17 protein-coding genes are annotated in these 18,096 nt (G+C 70.0%); 12 read left to right on the forward strand and 5 right to left on the reverse strand.

The genetic code is table 11. The features are described from left to right. Positions 1 to 122: 122 nt before the first annotated feature. The 4 genes from hflK to J2X65_RS07790 all read left to right on the forward strand — a co-directional run bounded on the left by hflK (position 123) and on the right by J2X65_RS07790 (position 4,071). Positions 123 to 1,280, forward strand: a complete 1,158-nt coding sequence (gene hflK / locus J2X65_RS07775; protein ID WP_310199964.1) for an FtsH protease activity modulator HflK — start codon at positions 123 to 125, stop codon at positions 1,278 to 1,280. Next, positions 1,277 to 2,197 carry a protease modulator HflC gene (locus tag J2X65_RS07780; protein ID WP_310199966.1) on the forward strand — a complete coding sequence of 307 codons (921 nt, stop codon included), beginning with the start codon at positions 1,277 to 1,279 and terminating at the stop codon, positions 2,195 to 2,197. Before hflK ends, J2X65_RS07780 begins: the two co-directional genes overlap by 4 nt. A 12-nt stretch (positions 2,198 to 2,209) precedes the next feature. Continuing rightward, positions 2,210 to 2,395, forward strand: coding sequence for a DUF2065 domain-containing protein (locus J2X65_RS07785; protein ID WP_213362944.1), 186 nt, complete (start codon positions 2,210 to 2,212; stop codon positions 2,393 to 2,395). Between the two features lie 173 nt (positions 2,396 to 2,568). Beyond that, on the forward strand, positions 2,569 to 4,071 hold the full coding sequence (locus tag J2X65_RS07790; RefSeq protein ID WP_404977679.1) for a Do family serine endopeptidase: 1,503 nt from the start codon (positions 2,569 to 2,571) through the stop codon (positions 4,069 to 4,071). Positions 4,072 to 4,483: 412 nt separating this feature from the next. On the opposite strand, the gene J2X65_RS07795 is transcribed toward J2X65_RS07790, so the two are convergent. Then, entirely contained in the window at positions 4,484 to 4,948 is a 465-nt protein-coding gene (locus J2X65_RS07795; protein ID WP_310200085.1) for a DUF1036 domain-containing protein, read from the reverse strand. A 40-nt stretch (positions 4,949 to 4,988) separates the two neighbouring features. Next, complete coding sequence (locus tag J2X65_RS07800; RefSeq protein ID WP_310199970.1) at positions 4,989 to 6,281, reverse strand: glycerate kinase; 1,293 nt, start codon at positions 6,279 to 6,281, stop codon at positions 4,989 to 4,991. Positions 6,282 to 6,431: 150 nt separating this feature from the next. Here J2X65_RS07800 and J2X65_RS07805 point away from each other — a divergent pair, with 150 nt between their 5' ends. The 3 genes from J2X65_RS07805 to J2X65_RS07815 all read left to right on the forward strand — a co-directional run bounded on the left by J2X65_RS07805 (position 6,432) and on the right by J2X65_RS07815 (position 8,084). After that, positions 6,432 to 7,304, forward strand: a complete 873-nt coding sequence (locus J2X65_RS07805; RefSeq protein WP_310199972.1) for an N-formylglutamate amidohydrolase — start codon at positions 6,432 to 6,434, stop codon at positions 7,302 to 7,304. A 29-nt stretch (positions 7,305 to 7,333) separates the two neighbouring features. Next, positions 7,334 to 7,645, forward strand: a complete 312-nt coding sequence (locus tag J2X65_RS07810) for a DUF1244 domain-containing protein (RefSeq protein WP_310199974.1) — start codon at positions 7,334 to 7,336, stop codon at positions 7,643 to 7,645. A 157-nt stretch (positions 7,646 to 7,802) separates the two neighbouring features. Further along, positions 7,803 to 8,084, forward strand: coding sequence for a DUF2312 domain-containing protein (locus J2X65_RS07815; protein ID WP_213354340.1), 282 nt, complete (start codon positions 7,803 to 7,805; stop codon positions 8,082 to 8,084). A gap of 175 nt (positions 8,085 to 8,259) precedes the next feature. Here the strand turns inward: J2X65_RS07815 and J2X65_RS07820 are convergent, their stop codons facing one another. Together J2X65_RS07820 and J2X65_RS07825 are read right to left on the reverse strand one after the other, a co-directional pair. Next, positions 8,260 to 9,927, reverse strand: a complete 1,668-nt coding sequence (locus tag J2X65_RS07820; protein WP_310199976.1) for a DUF882 domain-containing protein — start codon at positions 9,925 to 9,927, stop codon at positions 8,260 to 8,262. A 260-nt stretch (positions 9,928 to 10,187) separates the two neighbouring features. Then, positions 10,188 to 12,266: a L,D-transpeptidase family protein gene (locus J2X65_RS07825; RefSeq protein WP_310199979.1), complete on the reverse strand. Its 2,079-nt coding sequence runs from the start codon at positions 12,264 to 12,266 to the stop codon at positions 10,188 to 10,190. Positions 12,267 to 12,600: 334 nt separating this feature from the next. On the opposite strand from J2X65_RS07825, the gene purE reads away from it, so the two are divergent. From purE to J2X65_RS07845, 4 genes are all read left to right on the forward strand, one after another. Then, a complete protein-coding gene (gene purE / locus J2X65_RS07830) occupies positions 12,601 to 13,116 on the forward strand; it encodes a 5-(carboxyamino)imidazole ribonucleotide mutase (RefSeq protein WP_310199981.1) in 516 nt (171 codons plus the stop codon). Next, positions 13,116 to 14,192, forward strand: coding sequence for a 5-(carboxyamino)imidazole ribonucleotide synthase (locus J2X65_RS07835; protein ID WP_310199983.1), 1,077 nt, complete (start codon positions 13,116 to 13,118; stop codon positions 14,190 to 14,192). Before purE ends, J2X65_RS07835 begins: the two co-directional genes overlap by 1 nt. A gap of 285 nt (positions 14,193 to 14,477) precedes the next feature. After that, positions 14,478 to 15,479, forward strand: a complete 1,002-nt coding sequence (locus J2X65_RS07840) for a ferric reductase-like transmembrane domain-containing protein (RefSeq protein ID WP_310199985.1) — start codon at positions 14,478 to 14,480, stop codon at positions 15,477 to 15,479. A 125-nt stretch (positions 15,480 to 15,604) separates the two neighbouring features. Beyond that, complete coding sequence (locus J2X65_RS07845; protein WP_310199987.1) at positions 15,605 to 16,078, forward strand: nuclear transport factor 2 family protein; 474 nt, start codon at positions 15,605 to 15,607, stop codon at positions 16,076 to 16,078. Between the two features lie 54 nt (positions 16,079 to 16,132). Here the strand turns inward: J2X65_RS07845 and miaA are convergent, their stop codons facing one another. Beyond that, on the reverse strand, positions 16,133 to 17,074 hold the full coding sequence (gene miaA, locus J2X65_RS07850; RefSeq protein ID WP_310199989.1) for a tRNA (adenosine(37)-N6)-dimethylallyltransferase MiaA: 942 nt from the start codon (positions 17,072 to 17,074) through the stop codon (positions 16,133 to 16,135). Positions 17,075 to 17,158: 84 nt separating this feature from the next. On the opposite strand from miaA, the gene serB reads away from it, so the two are divergent. Further along, positions 17,159 to 18,055 (forward strand): phosphoserine phosphatase SerB, encoded by an 897-nt coding sequence (gene serB, locus J2X65_RS07855; protein WP_310199991.1) that lies wholly within the window; start codon positions 17,159 to 17,161, stop codon positions 18,053 to 18,055. The last annotated feature ends 41 nt before the right edge of the window (positions 18,056 to 18,096 follow it).

An 18,096-nucleotide genomic window follows, 5' to 3' on the forward strand; every position in this document is an offset into this window, starting at 1 on the left:
ATAACCGCCGTCGTCGCGTCTTCTCATGTCAGGGGCGCGTGGCCTTTTCAGCACGATAGCGTCTGACGGTTCTGCGTTTGCGAGCCTGGACCCATCGGGCACGCAAACGGGAGTTGGCGCGTATGCCGTGGAAGAACCAGAGCGGCGGACCATGGGGTGGTGGTCCGCGTGGTCCCTGGGGCAGTGGCCCGCAATCGCCGGGTCCGAACTCTCCCGATCTCGAAGATCTGATCCGTCGCGGCCAGGAAAAATTGCGCACCGTCGTGCCCGGCGGCTTCGGCAGCGGCAAAGGCATTCTCGCCATCGTGGCGATCGCCGTCGTGGTTTGGCTGCTCTCCGGCTTCTACCGCGTCGAGCCCGATGAGCAGGGCGTGGTGCTGCGTTTCGGCAAGTTCGTCTCCACGTCCAATCCCGGCCTGAACTACCACCTCCCCTACCCGATCGAGACGGTGCTGACCCCGCAGGTGACCCGCGTCAACCGCATCGACATCGGCATCCGCTCGGGTGACGATCCGCGCCGCGGCGCCGCCATGCGCGACGTGCCGGAAGAGAGCCTGATGCTCACCGGCGACGAGAACATCGTCGATGTCGACTTCGCGGTGTTCTGGATGGTGAAGCCCGCCGCCCCCGGCTCGACCGAGGATATCGGCGCGGCGAACTTCCTGTTCAACGTCCAGAATCCGGAAGGCACCATCAAGGCGGTGGCGGAAAGCGCCATGCGCGAGGTGGTCGGCCGCACCAACATCCAGCCGATCCTCACCGGCGCCCGCCAGAACATCGAAACCGCGGTGCACGACCTGATGCAGCGGACGCTGGACGAATACCTGTCCGGCGTGCTGGTCACCCAGGTCCAGCTGCAGAAGGTCGATCCGCCGCAGCAGGTCATCGACGCCTTCCGCGACGTGCAGGCCGCCCGCGCCGACGCCGAACGGCTGCAGAACGAGGCGCAGGCCTATGCCAACCGCGTCGTCCCCGAGGCGCGCGGCGAGAGCGCCCGCATCACCCAGGGCGCGCAGGGCTACAAGGAGCGCGCCATCATCGAGGCCCGAGGCCAAGCCTCGCGCTTCCTCAGCGTGCTCGCCGAATATCAGAAGGCGCCGGACGTGACCCGTCAGCGCCTCTATCTCGAAACCATGGAACGCATCTTCGCCGGCATGGACAAGGTGATCCTCGATACGCAGGCCAACGGAACCGGCGGCCAGGGCGTCGTGCCCTATCTGCCGCTCGGCGCCCTCGAACCCCGCCCGACGACCCCCGCCGCGCAGGGAGCCGCGAAATGAGAAACAGCTTCGGTCTCGTCCTTGCCGTCGTCGTCGCGCTTGCCGCCATCGTGCTGTTCTCGGCGCTGTTCTCCGTGTACCAGACCCAGCAGGCGCTGGTGCTGCGTTTCGGCGAGCCCATCCGCGTCATCGAAACGCCCGGCCTCAATGCCAAGATCCCGCTGGTCGACAGTGTGATCTTCATCGACAAGCGCATCCTCGACCTCGAGAATCCCTCTCAGGAAGTGATCGCCGCCGACCAGAAGCGTCTGGTGGTCGATGCCTTCGCCCGCTACCGCATCACCAACCCGCTGCGCTTCTACCAGGCGGTGGGCACCGTGGAGGGCGCCAATTCCCGCCTCGCCACCATCCTGAACTCGTCGCTGCGCCGTGTCCTCGGCGAAAGCACCTTCATCCAGGTGGTGCGCGACGAGCGCGAGACGCTGATGACCCGCATCCGCGACCAGGTGAACCGCGAGGCCGCGAATTTCGGCATCAACGTCATCGATGTGCGCATTCGGCGCGCCGACCTGCCGGAGGCCAACAGCCAGGCGGTGTTCCAGCGCATGCAGACCGAGCGTCAGCGGGAGGCCTCGGAGATCCGCGCCCAGGGTGGCGAACAGGCGCAGACCATCCGCTCGCGCGCCGACCGCGACTCGACGATCATCGTCGCCGAGGCCAACGCCGCCGGCGACAAGCTGCGCGGCGAGGGCGAAGCCCAGCGCAACGAGATTTTCGCGCAGGCTTACGGGCAGGATAAGGGCTTCTTCGACTTCTACCGGTCGATGCAGGCCTATGAGGAAGCGATGAAGAACACCGATACCCGCATGGTCGTTTCGCCGACCTCGGACTTCTTCCGCTTCTTCAACGCGCCCAACCCGGCGGCTGTCCCCCCGGCGCCCGGCGCCGCGGCAGCCCCCGCCCAGCCGGCGAACTGAGTTCGGGCGACGATGTCCGATCTCATCGTCGCGCTCGGTCTGGTGCTGGTCATCGAGGGCCTGATGCTGGCAGCCGCTCCCGGCGCGATGCGCCGCGCCATGGAGGCGATGGAGAAGCTGCCGGACGTGCCGCTGCGCATTGCCGGCCTCGTCGGCGCCCTTGTCGGCCTGCTGGTGGTCTGGCTCATTCGAGGCTGATCTTTCCGCCGGGTGCCCTGCGCATCCGGCGGCCTCTCGCGCGAAGGCGCGCGGCGCGGCTCGCGCGCTTTTGGCTTGCATCGCGCCCGCCCCCGGTTAAGCGTTCGCCGATGAAGCCCTGTTCCGCGCCGCAGCGGAAGGGGCCGATCCCGTCGGGACGCGAAGGAGGCACCATGTCCGCACCCCATCGAGGCGCCGCTCTCTCCAACCTGTCGCTCGCCGCGATGCTCGGCCTGTCCCTGCTGTTCGGCGCTGCCGCCCCGGCGCTCGCCGCCGCCACCAAGGGCCCGGACACCGTCGCCGATACCGCCGCGCGGGTAATGGACGCGGTGGTCAACATCTCCACCTCGCAGACCGTCGCACCCTCGCGCAGCGTGCCGACCCCGGAACTGCCGCCCGGCTCGCCTTTCGAGGAGTTCTTCGAGGAATTCTTCAAGCGCCGTCAGCAGCAGGGCGAGGAGAATGGCGGCCGGCCGCGGCGCGTCTCCTCCCTCGGCTCGGGATTCGTCATCGACCCGGCCGGCTTCATCGTCACCAACAACCATGTCATTGCCGACGCCGACGAGATTTATGCCAATTTCGCCGACGGCAGCAGGCTCAAGGCCGAGCTGGTCGGCCGCGATACCAAGGTCGATCTCGCGCTGCTCAAGGTGACGCCGCCGGAAGGCAAGACGCTCACCTCGGTGAAGTTCGGCGATTCCGACGTCTTGCGCGTCGGCGACTGGGTGATGGCGATCGGCAACCCGTTCGGCCTCGGCGGCACGCTGACGGTAGGCGTCATCTCGGCGCGCAACCGCGACATCAATTCCGGCCCCTACGACAATTTCCTGCAGACCGACGCCGCCATCAACCGCGGCAATTCCGGCGGTCCGCTGTTCGACATGGATGGCAACGTCATAGGCATTAATACCGCCATCATCTCGCCGTCCGGCGGCTCGATCGGCATCGGCTTCGCGGTGCCGGCCAATACCGCGGTGCCGGTGATCGCCCAGCTGAAGGAGTTCGGCGAGACCCGTCGCGGCTGGATCGGCGTGCGCATCCAGCAGGTGACCGACGAGATCGCCGAGAGCCTGTCGCTCGGCAGGACGCGCGGCGCCCTGGTCGGTTCGGTGACCGACGACGGCCCGGCCGCCAAGGGCGGCATCAAGGCCGGCGACGTCATCGTCAAGTTCGACGGCAAGGACGTGAAGGACATGCGCGCGCTGCCAATCATCGTCGCCGATACCCCGGTCGACAAGCAGGTCGATGTGGTGGTGGTGCGCAAGGGCAAGGAAGAGACCCTGAAGCTTGCCGTCGGCCGCCTCGACGAGAACGACAAGCCGGCCGACACCGAAGCCCCGGCGACGCCCGACAAGCCGGCGCCGGACGCCGCGACCACCACCAAGCTGATGGGGCTGGAGATCGCCGAGCTCACGCCGGAGCTGCGCAGCCGGTTCAAGCTGAAAGACGACGCCAAGGGCGTGGTGATCGTGACGGTGCAGCCGAACACCCCCGCCGCCGACCGCGGCCTCGTCGCCGGCAACCTCATCCTGGAGGTGAACCAGGAGGCGACCGCCACGCCGAAGGACGTGGAGAACCGCATCGCCACGCTGAAGAAGGACGGCCGGCGCTCGGCGCTGCTGATGATCAGCGACGCCGGCGGCCAGGTGCGCTTCACCGCGCTGCCGGTGGATTGAGGCCTATCGCGCGCCGACGGCGTCCTCCGGGAAGCCGCCGGCCCGCTGCCGGGGAAGGCCGAGCCCTTCGGTCCACGGCCCGGTCAGCCGCCTCGCCGAAGCCGGCCACCCCCGGCTCCGGCGCCTCGCGTCACCAGCCGGCAAGAACCGGGCTCCACCAGAGCAAGGGCATACGGACAGGCGCAGAAATCCGGCCTGGCCCGGCATTCAGCCGAACGGCGGAACATCCCTGCAACGATCGATGCTTGGCCCAGCGTTATGATTCGCCCGGCGTTATGCGTCGCCGCGGTTCCGCCAGGCGTCTCGCCACGACGAGCGAGATCATCCTCGACGCCGGCAATCCGACGACAGCCGTCGAACTCCATGCTGGAGCCGCCAAAAGAAGCCCCATCGAAACGCCCGTGCAGCGCGTCTACGGCGCCTTCGCCGGCGGCAGCGGCGCGGCGGCGCCCCCGGCCTGCGCGGTGGGCTTCTGGCCCCCCTCGGTCAGCTGCACCGTCCAGCTCTTCTGTTCCTGCGTATCCACCTCGAAGAAGCCGGTGCGGTCGAAGCCGCGCGCCAGGCAGTTCTCGATGCCGCGAATGGTGAATTCCTTGTCGCGGGTGCACATGAAGGCCTTGCCGGCCCATTCCCCGCCCTGGTCGTAATCCATCGCATAGACGTAATAGAACCGCGCCACCAGATCGCCGCGCAGCAGCGTCTCGCAGCTGCGCGCACCGAGGTTCCACCAGCCCTCGGTCGCCCACGCCTCGCCGTCCTTGTAGCCCAAGGCAATGCCGACCCGGCTGTTCGAGCGGTTGCACAGACGGAAATCCGCCGCCGCCGGCACGGGAGCAAGCGTCGCCAGGAGCGGCAGGGCAACGAGCGCGGCAAGCATCAGCCGCGCGCACCGGCGCGGCTGTCCCGGCTTGGGCAGGTCAGGGATCGACAAGAACGGCACGGAAATCATTTACGTTGGTGCAGGTAGGACCCGGCGTCAGCAGATCGCCGATCGCCTCGAAGAAGCCCGTCGAATCGTTATTGGCGAGAAAGGCGGCAGGATCGAGACCGGCCGCCGCCGCGCGCGCCAGCGTGTCGGGCGTGACATAGGCGCCGGCAGGATCGGAGGCATCGCCGCCGCCGCCATCGGTGCCGTCGGTGTCGCCGGCGACCGCATAGATCTGGCTCGCGCCGTCCAGCGCCACCGCCAGCGCCAGCGCGAACTCCTGGTTCGGTCCGCCGCGGCCATTGCCGCGCATGGTGACGGTGAGCTCGCCGCCGGACATCAGCACCGCCTTGCGGCCGGCGGCCTTGAGTTCCTTCGCCTGCGCCGCCTGCGCCGCCGCCACCTCGCGGGCCTCGCCCTCGAGATTGTCGCCGAGCAGCACCGGCTCGTAGCCGGCCTCGCGCACCAGTTTATCGGTGGCGACGAAGCTGTCGGACGGCCGGGAGACCAAATAATACTCGGCATTGGCGAAGGCGGCATCGCCGGGCTTGGGCGATTCATTGGCCGCATCGCGCAGCGCCACCGCGATCGAGGGCGGCGGATCGATGCGGTAGCGGGCGAGCACGTCGCGCGCCTCGGCCAGCGTCGAGGGATCGGGCACGGTCGGGCCGGAGCCGATCACCGCCGGGTCGTCGCCCGGCACGTCGGAGATCGACAGCGTCACCACATGCGCCGGCTGCGCCAGCGTCGCCAGCCGGCCGCCCTTGATGCGTGAGAGGTGCTTGCGTACCGTGTTGATCTCGGTGATGTTGGCGCCGGAACGCAGCAGCGCCTTGGTCAGCGCCCGCTTGTCGTCGAGCTCGACGCCATAGGCCGGGGCGATCCAGTTGGCCGAGGCGCCGCCGGAGAGCAGCACCAGCACCAGGTCCTCCTCGGTCGCCGAAGCGGCGAGGTCGAGCGCCTTCTGCGCGCCGGCAAGCCCGGCGGCGTCCGGCACGGGATGGCCGGCCTCCACCATCTCCAGCTGCCGGGTTGGCCGGCCATAGCCATGGCGGGCGACGCCGATGCCCTTGAGCCGCGCGGGATCGAAGCCGTGCTGGTCGAGATAATAGGATTCGGCGACTTCCAGCATCGAGCCGGCCGCCTTGCCGGCGGCGAGCAGGATCAGCCGGCCGTTAGCCGGCGGCGGGGGCAGCGCGGGGGGAAGACAGGTGGAAGGATGGGCAGCCGCCACCGCCGCAGAGAACAGCCTGTCGAGAAACGCGCGCGCCGATCCGTCCGTCATTGCAACCCCTGACCTTGCCCTGCCGAGCTTTCATTCTTGCGCGCGGATCGGTCGAATCCGGTTCCCGCGCGACGCGAAACGGGCGTATTCCTATGGCACCAGAGCCCGCTCGTCACTATCTCCGCCGCCACTTTCGTAGCATGGGACATTATGCGCCGGCCCGATCTTTCCGATGAACCCTCGCCCGCCGAGCTCGACGCGGCCGACGATGCCTTTCATCCGTTCGAGCGCATCGACGGCGAGGCTGCGGCCGGCCTTCTCCTCATCTGCGATCACGCCTCGAACGCCCTGCCGGCGCGCTACGGCACGCTCGGCCTGCCGCCCGCCGAACTGGAGCGCCACATCGGCTACGACATCGGCGCCGCCGGCGTGACGCGGGCGCTGGCGAGCGCGCTGGGCTGCCCGGCGGTGCTGTCGCACTTCTCGCGGTTGCTGATCGATCCCAATCGCGGCGAGGACGACCCGACGCTGGTGATGCGGCTGTCCGACGGCGCCATCGTGCCCGCGAACCGCCATGTGGATGAGGCGGAGATCGCCTACCGGCTCGATCATTTCCACCGCCCCTATCATCGCGCCGTCACCGCCGAGATCGCCCGCATGACGGCGACCGGCGTGGTGCCGGCGATCTTCTCGGTGCACTCGTTCACCCCGGTATGGCGCGGGTCGCCGCGGCCCTGGCATGTCGCCCTGCTCTGGGACCTCGACCCCCGCTTCGCCCGCCCGCTGATCGAGGGGCTGGAGGCGCAGGGCGACCTCATCGTCGGCGACAACGAGCCCTATGACGGCGCGCTGAAGAATGACTGCCTGTATCGCCACGGCACCGTCACCGGCCTCGCCCATGTGCTGATCGAGATCCGCCAGGATCTCATCGCCGACCTCGACGGCCAGATCGCCTGGGCCGACCGGCTGGCAAAGCTGCTGCCCGGCATCCTGGCCGGCGCGGAACTGCATGAGCGGCGGCTGTTCGGCTCGCGCACCGGGCCGGTGGCGCCGCTCGACATCGCCGAACTGACCGCCGCCTGAGCGCGGCGGGCAACCGACCGGAGGATTCCATGGCCGACGACATCACCGCTCCCGGCGAGACCAGCCGCACCGAATTGGAAGCCGCCGCCTTCCGCCGCCTCGTCGAGCATCTGCGCGGACGTACCGACGTACAGAACATCGATCTGATGAACCTCGCGGGCTTCTGCCGCAACTGCCTTGCCAACTGGTATCTCGACGCCGCCAGGGAGCGCGGCCTGCCGCTCACCAAGGACGAGAGCCGCGAGATCGTCTACGGCATGCCCTATGAGGAATGGAAGGCCAGGCACCAGGCCGAGGCGACGCCTGAGCAGCAGGCCGCCTTCAAGGGTCCGGGTCACTGAGCCCGCCCGACGCGGTCGAAGCTGTGCATGGCGGTGGATAGCGGGCGCAGCCGCCCGCACTTCCCCCTGGCGAACTTGACGCCGGCGAGCGCTTCCGCTCCTGATCGCCGCCCGTTTTCATCACCCGACGAGCCGGATCGCTCCGGCGGGAGAAACCATGTCCGACATTCCGAACGACCAGCCGCTGTCCGATGCCGCCGCCGGCTTTGCCAAGGAACAGCTGAAATCCTTCATCGAGCGCATCGAGCGCCTCGAGGAAGAGAAGAAGACCATTTCCGAGGACATCAAGGACGTGTTCGCCGAAGCCAAGGGCACCGGCTTCGACGTCAAGGCGCTACGCGAGATCCTGAAGATCCGCAAGCAGGACGCCGACCAGCGCGCCGAGCACGAGGCGATCGTCGACCTCTATCTGCAGGCGCTGGGCATGGTCGGCAGCTGAGCCAAGGGCAGGGCCGCTCCGCCGACCGCCGCACCGGCTGTGATCGGCGGGCCTGACCGGAACAATGGAAAACGGCCCCGGCTTGCACAGCCGGGGCCGTTTTCCTTGAAGAGCCTGTCAGACGCCGCGTGGATTGACGCCGGCCGGAGGCCCGCCCCCGTACTTGAGCCGGCCGTCAGAGCTTGCGGGCGAGCGGCGCCGGGCCGTCGATCACCGCGATCACCGGCACCGCGACCACCGCCGCACCGCTGAAGCGGCTGGTCGACAGGCCGTTGGACCCATCCTTGCCGAAGCCCGCCGCCACCACCTGGCGCGGCGGCGCGACGAAGGCGGCGAAGCGGCGCAGTTCCGGCGTCCGCATCACCACATGCGTCGCCACCGTCGGGCTCAGGAACAGCCCGCGAATCTCCGCCTGCATCTCCGGCGTATAGGGGCCGGTCGCTTTCGGCGACCCGGCGGCGGCGCGTGCCGGCGCATGCGGCGCCGGGCCCGTCGCCAGCGGCGCATTCACCCCCGGCACCTGCGCCGGCTGCGCCGCGCGACCCGGCTGCAGCCGGTTGGTGGGGAACACGCCGGCGGTCGCCGAGGCATAGGCCAGCGCCGGGCCCTGCCCATTGGCGCCGTTGGCGACGAAGAGTTCAGGCAGCCGTCCCGCTTCGGACGGCCGGGCGGTCGGCAGCGGCACCGCCACTGGCGCCAGCGAGGCGACGACGGCACCGGCTTTCGGCGCATCGCCTGGGCGAGCGGTCGGCAGCGGCACCAGCGCCGCCGAGGCGGCAGGCGCCGGGGTGGCGGCCGGGGTGGCGGACGCCACCGCGAAGGGGATGTTCGCCGGCGCCTCGGCCGGCACGAGCGGCGCATTGCGCGCCTGCGGCGCCGGCTTGGGCAGCGGAACGGCGGCAGCCACCGCCACCGGGGCGGCCGCAGCCGGGGCCTGGGCCTGGGCCTGGGCCGGAGCCTCGGGCGCGGCGGCCGGGGCCGGACGCGCCGGGGCAGCGGCAACCCTGGCCGGCGCCGCGCTCTCCTCGTCGTCCTCGGAATCGCCCTTGCCGAACAGCGCGGCGAACAGGTTCTTCGGCTTGGGATTGTTGCCGCTGCCAAGGCCGGCGAAGGCGCCGCCGGCGCCGCCGGGCTCCTTGCCGCGCGCCTCGACCTCGGCCAGCGCCAGGGCATAGCCGGACATCGGCTTGCCATCGGTGGGCACATGCACGGTCTTGCCATTGGGGAAGACGCGGGCGAGCTCGGGCCGGGTCATGCGCGGCCAGTGCCGCACGCCGCCGGTGTCGAGATGCACGAAGGGCGAGCCGGAGGTCGGGTAGAAGCCGACGCCGCCGCGCTGGAGCCGCAGCCCCGCCTCGCGGATCTTGGAGAGCGGCACGCCGGGAATGTAGAAATCCATCGCCTTGCCCTGCATGTGCAGGCTGGTCTGGGCGACGCCGCGCGAGCGGGCGCGGAGCATGGCGTTGGTCTCGGGCGAGCGGAAGCCGCCGATCACCTCGATCGGCTGGGTGGCGCCGGTCTCGCGATAGACCTCCCACACGATGTCGAACAGTTGCGGGTCCATATTGGTCGGCTGCTTGCGCCGCCAATCCTGCAACAGCACGTTGAGCTGCTTCAGCGCCGCCGGGTCGTAGCGGCCATTGCGCTTGAAGGTGACGGTGGCGCTTTCGCCCGAATGGACGTGATGCAGCGTCAGCGTGCGGGTATCGCCATTGGCGACCGCGTCCTGCAGCATGTCGGTGCCGCAGACGGTCACCAGCGCAGCCAGAACGGCCGCCTTGACGACGCGGTGCGACAGAAGACGCGATGATCGGATGTGATTGAAGCGTTGATGGATGCGCACGAACCCCAAACCCGATAAGCGAACGTTTCCTTGAGACGAACCGGCATCGTCGCCAGCCCGGACATGGTGAACATAGTCTTGTCAGGTTTGGTTAAGGGCACGTTTACGGCCCAACCCCCGCACTCATTGGCACTCTGGCTAAAAAGCGACTGTGGCGAAAGAGTGCCGCATCAACAAAATTGCGTCAGATCGGTCGCTGGCGGGCCACTTTTCTGCCCGCCGTGTCGACAAGACCACAGTATTACCGTCGCCCCGGCCGATCAGCGGCGCTGCGGGGCGTTGCCGCGGTCGGCGACCTGCGCCGCGCCGCCAATGCCGAGAATCGTCTTGGTGGCGGCATTGGTGCCGTAGAGGTCTGGACGGGTCACCAGCCGGCCGTCGCCATCGACATAGGTGGTGAAATAGACGAGGTGAACCGGGAAGCGCTGCTTCAGGTTGAGGTACTTCTCCTTGCCGCCGATCAGCTTGGAGATGCGCTGCTGGTTCCAGCCCTCGCCCGGCAGGCCGAGCGAGAACAGCACCTCGGCAAACTTCATCGGCTCGTGCACGCGCACGCAGCCATGGCTGAGGGCGCGCTGGTCGCGCGCGAACAGCGAGCGGTTCGGGGTATCGTGCAGATAGACCGAGTGCTTGTTCGGGAACATGAACTTCATGTTGCCCAGCGCGTTGCGCTCGCCCGGCGGCTGGCGGAAGGAATAGCCCTGCGAGCCGCGGCTCCAGTCCACCGTGCCGGGGTCGACGGTGCGGCCGTTGCGCACCACGTCGATGCCCTGGCGGGCCAGCGCATAGGGGTCGGAGCGCAGCTTCGGCAGCATCTCGTTGCGCATGATGCCGGGCGGCACGTTCCAGGACGGGTTGAACACCGTGTACTGCATGTTCTCGGTCATCACCGGCGTCTGGTTCTCCGGCTTGCCGACGATGACCCGCGTCTCATGGATCGTCTGCTCGTTGACGACGATGCGCACCATGTATTCGGGGATGTTGACGATCACATAGGTCGGCGCCACCGCATGCGGCAGCCAGCGCCAGCGCTCCATATTGGCGATGATGTCGGCGGTGCGGTCCTCGCCGGCATCGTTCAGCGCCGCCAGCGTCATCGGGCCGACCGCGCCGTCGGCACGCTCGCCGACGGAGCTCTGGAAGGCGCGCACCGCCTCCACCAGTTCCGGCGAATAATAGGTGTCGGTCGGCGCGCCGGGCACGCCGAGCCGGGCGCGCAGCGCCGGCACGCGAGGATCGTCGTCGCCGGGCCGCAGGGTCGGGCCGGCCGGCACGTGCGGCGGCGGCGCCCCGCGCCGCTCGCCCTGCAGGCTGGCGAGCTGGGCCTTCAGCAGGCGGTATTCGTCATATTGCGGGGCGTAGCCGGCGAGCACCGCCCGCGCATCGGCTGCGCCGGCCACCTCGGCGAGCACGACGCGCGGATCTGGCACCGTCGGCGAAGGATCGATATTGGCCGAGATGCGCTTGGGATCGAATCGCCCGCTCTGCACATGGCGGGCATAGAGCATCAGCGTCGAGGCCAGCTTAAGCTCGGCGGCAGCGAGTTCGGCGTCGCTCGGATGCGCGGCGAGCGCCGGCACCTCATAATCGGCCGGCTGCAATCCATCCTGCCAGGAGGCGGCGAATTGCTGCTGCACCGCCGTGCCGAGCGGCGACCACGCGGTCCCGGCGGTGAACAATGGCTGGTACTGGCGCTCGGCATAGAAGGCGGCGAGCGCCTGCTGCTCGTTGGCGCGGGCGGCGAAGCGCGGCAGCTGGTCGGCGATCAGCTCGCCGATGCGCGCCGCCACCGCCGCGGCCGCGCCGGGCTCGGTCGCCGAGACGCCGATGGCCGTCGCGGGGGTGGCGGTGGCCGGCTGCGTGGCGCCCGGCGTGGCGGCACCCGGAGCCGGGGCCCCGGCACCGATTGCCGGCGCGGGCGCGGCCTCCTGGGCTGCCGGTGCGGCAGCGGGTTCGGCGCCCGGCCCTGGCTCCGCCGGATGCGGCTGGCTGCGCGCGCCGTTAATGTCGAACGGCGCCGGCTCGCCGCCGAGCGCGGCGAGCAGCGACGCGCCCTGCCCGGCGCTGCGCATGCCGGCGGCGGCGGCATCGAAGGCGTATAGGCTGTCGGCGGTGCCGTTGCCGGCGCGCGCCGCCGAGGTCGGGATGCCCGTCAACCCGGCACCCGCGCCGCCCTGCATGCCGGCTTCCGACAGGCCCTGCGCCCGCGCGCCGGCCGTGCCGGTCGCCACTCCTCCGGGGACACAGAGCCCGGCCCACACCGCGGTTCCCGCTAGCAAGGTGCGCGCCATTGCCGCGAGACGGAGCGTGGTGCCGCCATTCATACGCCCGGACATCATGCTCTCCGCTCCTCGCCGTCAACCCGAACAGGGGCGAGATCCGGCCCCTGTTCTCGCTCAATACCTCAACCGTTCAACTCACAAAGCCGACAAAAAGATCAATGCGCCGAAGCCGTCGCTTCGACGCAACATCCGGGGGCGAGCGAAACAGGTCTGTGGGCGATACTCTGCCGGGGGGCGGTAAAGGCGGTGTTAAGCATGAGCGCCTCGCGCCATGCCTGTCCCCGCCTTTGCCTTTCCCTCCTGCACACGAGGCTCCGGCTCGCGGTTTTCCCTTGCCGCAGGGGGGCGGATTCCTATAATCCGCGCCTTCTTTTCCGGGGAAGGGCCGTACATGTCCGCCGTCACGACCGCCGATGCGCGGCCGATCGCCATCATCATGGGCAGCCAGTCCGACTGGGAAACCATGCGCCACGCCGCCCAGACGCTTGACGAGCTCGGCGTCGCCCATGACTGCCGCATCGTTTCCGCCCACCGCACCCCGGAGCGCATGTTCGATTTCGCCAGGGGCGCCAAGGCGGCCGGCTACAAGACCATCATCGCCGGCGCCGGCGGTGCCGCCCATCTGCCCGGCATGGTCGCCTCGCTCACCACCCTGCCGGTGTTCGGCGTGCCGGTGGAATCCAAGGCGCTGTCCGGCCTCGACAGCCTGTATTCCATCGTGCAGATGCCGGCCGGCATCCCGGTCGGCACCCTCGCCATCGGCAAGCCCGGGGCGGTGAATGCCGCCCTCCTTGCCGTCGCCGTGCTGGCACTGTCCGACGAAGGGCTGTCGATCCGCCTCGCCGCCTGGCGCGCCGCCCGCACCGCCTCGGTCGCCTTCGAGCCCACCTCCGGCGAGCCCGCCTGATGCTGAAGCCCGGCTCGACCATCGGCATCCTCGGCGGCGGCCAGCTCGCCCGCATGATCGCCCTCGCCGCCGCCCCGCTCGGCTTGAAGGCGCATATCTACGCCCCGGAGGACGGCAGCCCGGCCTTCCAGGTGGCCGATGCCCACACCCAGGCCGCCTATGACGATCCCGCGGCGCTGGAGCGCTTCGCCCGCGCCGTCGACGTCGTCACCTACGAATTCGAGAACGTGCCGGTCGACACCGCCGGGCACCTCGCCCGATTCGTGCCGGTGCACCCCGGCGCCAAGGCGCTCGGCATCACCCAGGACCGCCTCGCCGAGAAGAACTTCGTCAACGGACTCGGCATCGAGGTCGCTCCCTTCGCGGCCGTCGACGGCGACGCCGCGCTGGAAGCGGCGCTGGCCCGCATCGGCCGTCCGGCGGTGCTGAAGACCCGCCGCTTCGGCTATGACGGCAAGGGCCAGGTGATGATCCGCCCCGGCGAGGATGCCGCCGCTGCGTTCAAAGCCATCGGCCGCCACTCGGCGGTGCTGGAGGGCTTCGTGCCCTTCGAGTGCGAGGTCTCGGTGGTCGCCGCCCGTGCGCTTGATGGCACGGTGGCTGCCTATGAGGTGACCGAGAACGAGCACCGCCACCATATCCTGCACAAGTCGACCGTCCCTGCCCGGCTCGGCGCCGCCTCGGTCGCCGCCGCCGCCGATATCGCCCGGCGCATCGGCGACGCGCTCGATTATGTCGGCGTGTTCGCGGTGGAGCTGTTCGTGGTCGGCAGGGGCGCGGAAGAGCGCCTCGTGGTCAACGAGATCGCCCCGCGCGTGCACAATTCCGGCCATTGGACGCTGGGCGGCGCCCGTACCAGCCAGTTCGAGCAGCATGTGCGCGCCATTGCCGGCTGGCCGCTCGGCGCGGCGGAGCGGCTCGGCGCCCGCGTCGAGATGACCAACCTCATCGGCGAGGAGGCGGAAACCTGGCCCGCCGTGCTCGCGGAGCCGGGGGCCATGCTCAGCCTCTACGGCAAGGCCGAAGCCCGGCCCGGCCGCAAGATGGGCCATGTGACACGGGTATTCGCGGACTGACGCCCGGAGGCCCCTTCGGGTGCCGCCATCGGCCGGTATCTTGACCTCTCGCCAGCGCCACCGGCGCAGCGGCTTGGCACGGGGCAACGCCCTTGCATGGCTCCGGAGCGCTCCGCCCACCCTTTTCCCTCAGGTCAAGGCGACGGAGAGCCTTCGCGAGCCTCGTTGCCCGCCCCCCGCGAATGAGCAGCGCCGCTCACGAAGACGTGCGCCGCCGTGCCGAAATGAAGGCGATGGTGCCGGCGTATCTGTAGAGTGCGCCCTCCGACAGCCAACGAGCCGCCAATGCCCTTTCTCCGCGAACGCTCCGCTGCCAGGGGCTCCGCCTACCGGTGGAGTCCCGAGAAGATCGCCGCCCTGTTGCTGGTGCTCCTTCCCTTTGCGCTGCTGGCCATCCGCATCCTGCGCGGCGACCTTGCGACCGATCCGCTCGGCCTCGGCGCACCGGGATTGGGCGGCCCGGGGTTGGGGGCCGGCTTGGGTGCTGGTGCGGCGGGCGGCCTCGGCGGCGGTGCCGCCGGCGGGCTGGGCGGCGGCCCCGCCCTCGGCGCCCGTCCGCTGGTCGAGACGCTGCGCTTCCTCGGCGATTGGGCGGTGCGGTTGTTGCTGATCACCCTCGCCGTCACCCCGGCGCGGCGGCTGTTCAACTGGCCGAAGCTGCTGAATGCCCGCCGCACCCTCGGGCTCGGTGCCGCGGCGCTGGTGGCGGTGCATTTCGGGCTCTACTGCATCGATATGGGGTCGCTGTCGGTGGTGGCGCGCGAGATCGTGCTGCGCATCTATCTCACCATCGGCTTCGTGGCGCTGCTCGGGCTCGCGACTCTGTCGGCCACGTCCTGGGATGGCGCCATCGCCCGCCTGGGTGCCGAGCGCTGGAGCCGGCTGCACCAACTTGCCTACCCGATCACCGCGCTCGCCATTCTGCACTTCTTCATGCAGCAGAAGCTCGACGTCACCGAGCCGACGCTGATGGCGGGATTCTTCCTGTGGCTGATGGGCTGGCGGGTGCTTCAGCGCTACGGGCGCGGCACCGGCCTCGCCCCGCTGGTGCTGCTCGCCTTCGGCGCCGGCCTCGCCACCGCGCTGGTGGAGGCCGGCTGGTATCTCGCCGCCACCGGCATCGATCCGGTGCGGGTGCTGGCCGCCAATCTCGCCTTCGCCTATTCCATCCGCCCGGCCTGGTGGGTCGCCGGCCTCGGCGTCGCGGTGGCGCTGGCGAGCGAGGTGGCGCTGAGGCTGCGCCCGCTGCCGGCACGGCGCGTGCGGGCCTCCGGCGCGACCTCCTGAAGCCTTCCGGCCGGCGTCGGGCGAACCGGGTACACGCCGGTGCCGATCCCATGCATGGATGCGGCGCGGCCGCCGCATCGCGGCCGCACGACCGCCCGCAGGCCTGACGACAGGAGCAACACGCCATGACCGAAACGCGCCCGCCATTGCCGCCCTTCACCCGCGAAACCGCCATCCAGAAGGTGCGCGGCGCCGAGGATGGCTGGAATTCCTGCGACCCGCACCGGGTTTCGCTGGTCTATTCGCCGGACAGCAAATGGCGCAACCGCGCCGAATTCGTCAGCGGCCGTGAGGAGATCGTCGGCTTCCTCACCCGCAAATGGGCGAAGGAACTCGACTACCGGCTCATCAAGGAGTTGTGGGCCTTCACCGATAACCGCATCGCCGTGCGCTTCGCCTATGAATGGCACGACGATTCCGGCAACTGGTTCCGTTCCTACGGCAACGAGAATTGGGAGTTCAACGAGAACGGACTGATGGTGCGGCGCTATGCCTGCATCAACGACCTGCCGATCCGCGAGGCCGACCGCAAGTTCCACTGGGATCGCTCCGGCCCGCGCCCGGCCGATCACCCCGGCCTGTCCGACCTCGATCTCTGAACCGCATCCCGGCACGGCAAAGGCGCGGACGGCGGCCGGCTCCGGCCCGCCGGCTCACGCGCCCGCGCCAAAAGCCGCGGCCACCGCCCGCGCCGCCTCGGGCGGGGTCATCCAGGCGAAGCCGTCGAGCTGGTGGCGGAACCAGGTGTCCTGTCGCTTGGCGTAGCGGCGGGTATCGGCGATCCCCGCCTCGATCGCCTCCTCGAGCGACAGCTCTCCCGCCAGATGCCGCGCCAGATGCGGCACGCCATGCGCCTTGAGGAGGGTGCGGTCGGCCGGCAGCCCCCGCCCGACCAGCCGGCGCACTTCCTCCAGCGCCCCGTCCGCCATCATCTGGCGGAAGCGGTCGGCGATGCGCAACCGCAGCGCCGTGCGGTCGGTGGCGAGGAACACGCCGAGCGTCTCCTGCGGCCGCAGCACCGCCGGGCTCGTCGCTTCCTCCTGCCAGTCCGCCAATGACCGGCCGGTGGCTTCGAACACCTCGATGGCGCGGGTGAGCCGCTGGGTATCGCTGGGCCGCAGCCGGGCGGCGGTGCGCGGATCGAGACGCGCAAGCCGCGCATGCAGCGCTTCGGCCGCCTCACCGCGCCCCCGCACCCGCGCCTTCACCTCGTCCGGCACCGTGGGCATGGGCGACAGCCCCTGCGTCAGCGCCTTGAAATACAGCCCGGTGCCGCCGATCAGGAACGGCAGCCTGCCTTCGGCCTCGACTTCGGCCAGGACGCGGCGGGCATCCTCCACCCAATGGGCGACGGAATAATCGGCGTCGCCGTCGACATGGCCATAGAGCCGATGCGGCGCCCGCGCCTCCTCCTCAGCGGTCGGGCGCGCGGAAAGCACGCGCAGATCGGCATAGACCTGCATGGAATCGGCATTGATCACCACGCCGTCGAGACGCGCGGCGAGAGCGAGCCCCAGCGCCGACTTGCCGCTCGCCGTCGGCCCTGCGATAAGCACCGCGCGCGGCCGGATGGGCTCTTGCCCGCCGGTCTCCATGCTTCATCCCTCCCGCGCGCACTACCCGCGCAACGCCTTGTTGCCCGGCGCCGGCCCGTCGGCAACCCCATAATCGAGCCGAACATGTCGAGCCATTCGCCGAGCCATTACGCCGTCCTCGTCGCCAACCCCGCCGCACCCGCCGTCGATGCCGCGCTGACCGCCCGCGCCGCGGCGCTGCTGCCGGGCGCGCACCCGCCCCGCGTGCTGGCCGAGGGCATCGCCGTCGAGATCGGCTTTTCCGGCACGGCCGATATCGAGGCATTGCGCACGGCGCTGGCGCCAGCCCCGGTCGATATCGCCCTGGTGGCCGCCGAGGGGCGGCGCAAGAAGCTGTTCCTCGCCGACATGGATTCCACCATGATCGGCCAGGAATGCATCGACGAGCTCGCCGACTATGCCGGCATGAAGGCGCATGTCGCCGCCATCACCGAGCGGGCGATGCGCGGCGAGATCGCCTTCGAGCCGGCGCTGCGCGAGCGCGTGGCGCTGCTGAAGGGTCTGCCGGTCGCCGTCGTCGACGAGGTGATCGCCGAGCGCATCCGGCTGACCCCCGGCGGCATCGAGCTGGTGCGCACCATGCGCGCCCACGGCGCCCGCACGCTGCTGGTGTCCGGCGGCTTCACCCTGTTCACCCGGCGCATCGCCGCGACGATCGGTTTCGACGCCGACCGCGCCAATGAGCTGATCGTCGAGGCGGAAAGCTTCGCCGGCACCGTCGCCGAGCCAATCCTCGGCCGCGAGGCCAAGCTCGCGGCCCTGATCGAGACCCGCGAGTCGCTCGGCCTTGCCGCGCACGAGACGATGGCGGTCGGCGACGGCGCCAACGATCTCGCCATGCTGGAGGCGGCCGGGCTCGGCATCGCCTATCACGCCAAGCCGGCGGTGGCGGCGGCGGCGCAGATCCGCATCGACCATGCCGATCTCACCGCGCTGCTCTATCTCCAGGGCTATGCGCGCGACGCGTTCGTCACCGGCTGAGCCGCGCCGCCGGAACGCCGAGGCGCCTTCAGGCGAAGCGC

The sequence above is a fragment of the Ancylobacter sp. 3268 genome, assembly GCF_031456575.1.
Classification (GTDB): domain Bacteria; phylum Pseudomonadota; class Alphaproteobacteria; order Rhizobiales; family Xanthobacteraceae; genus Ancylobacter.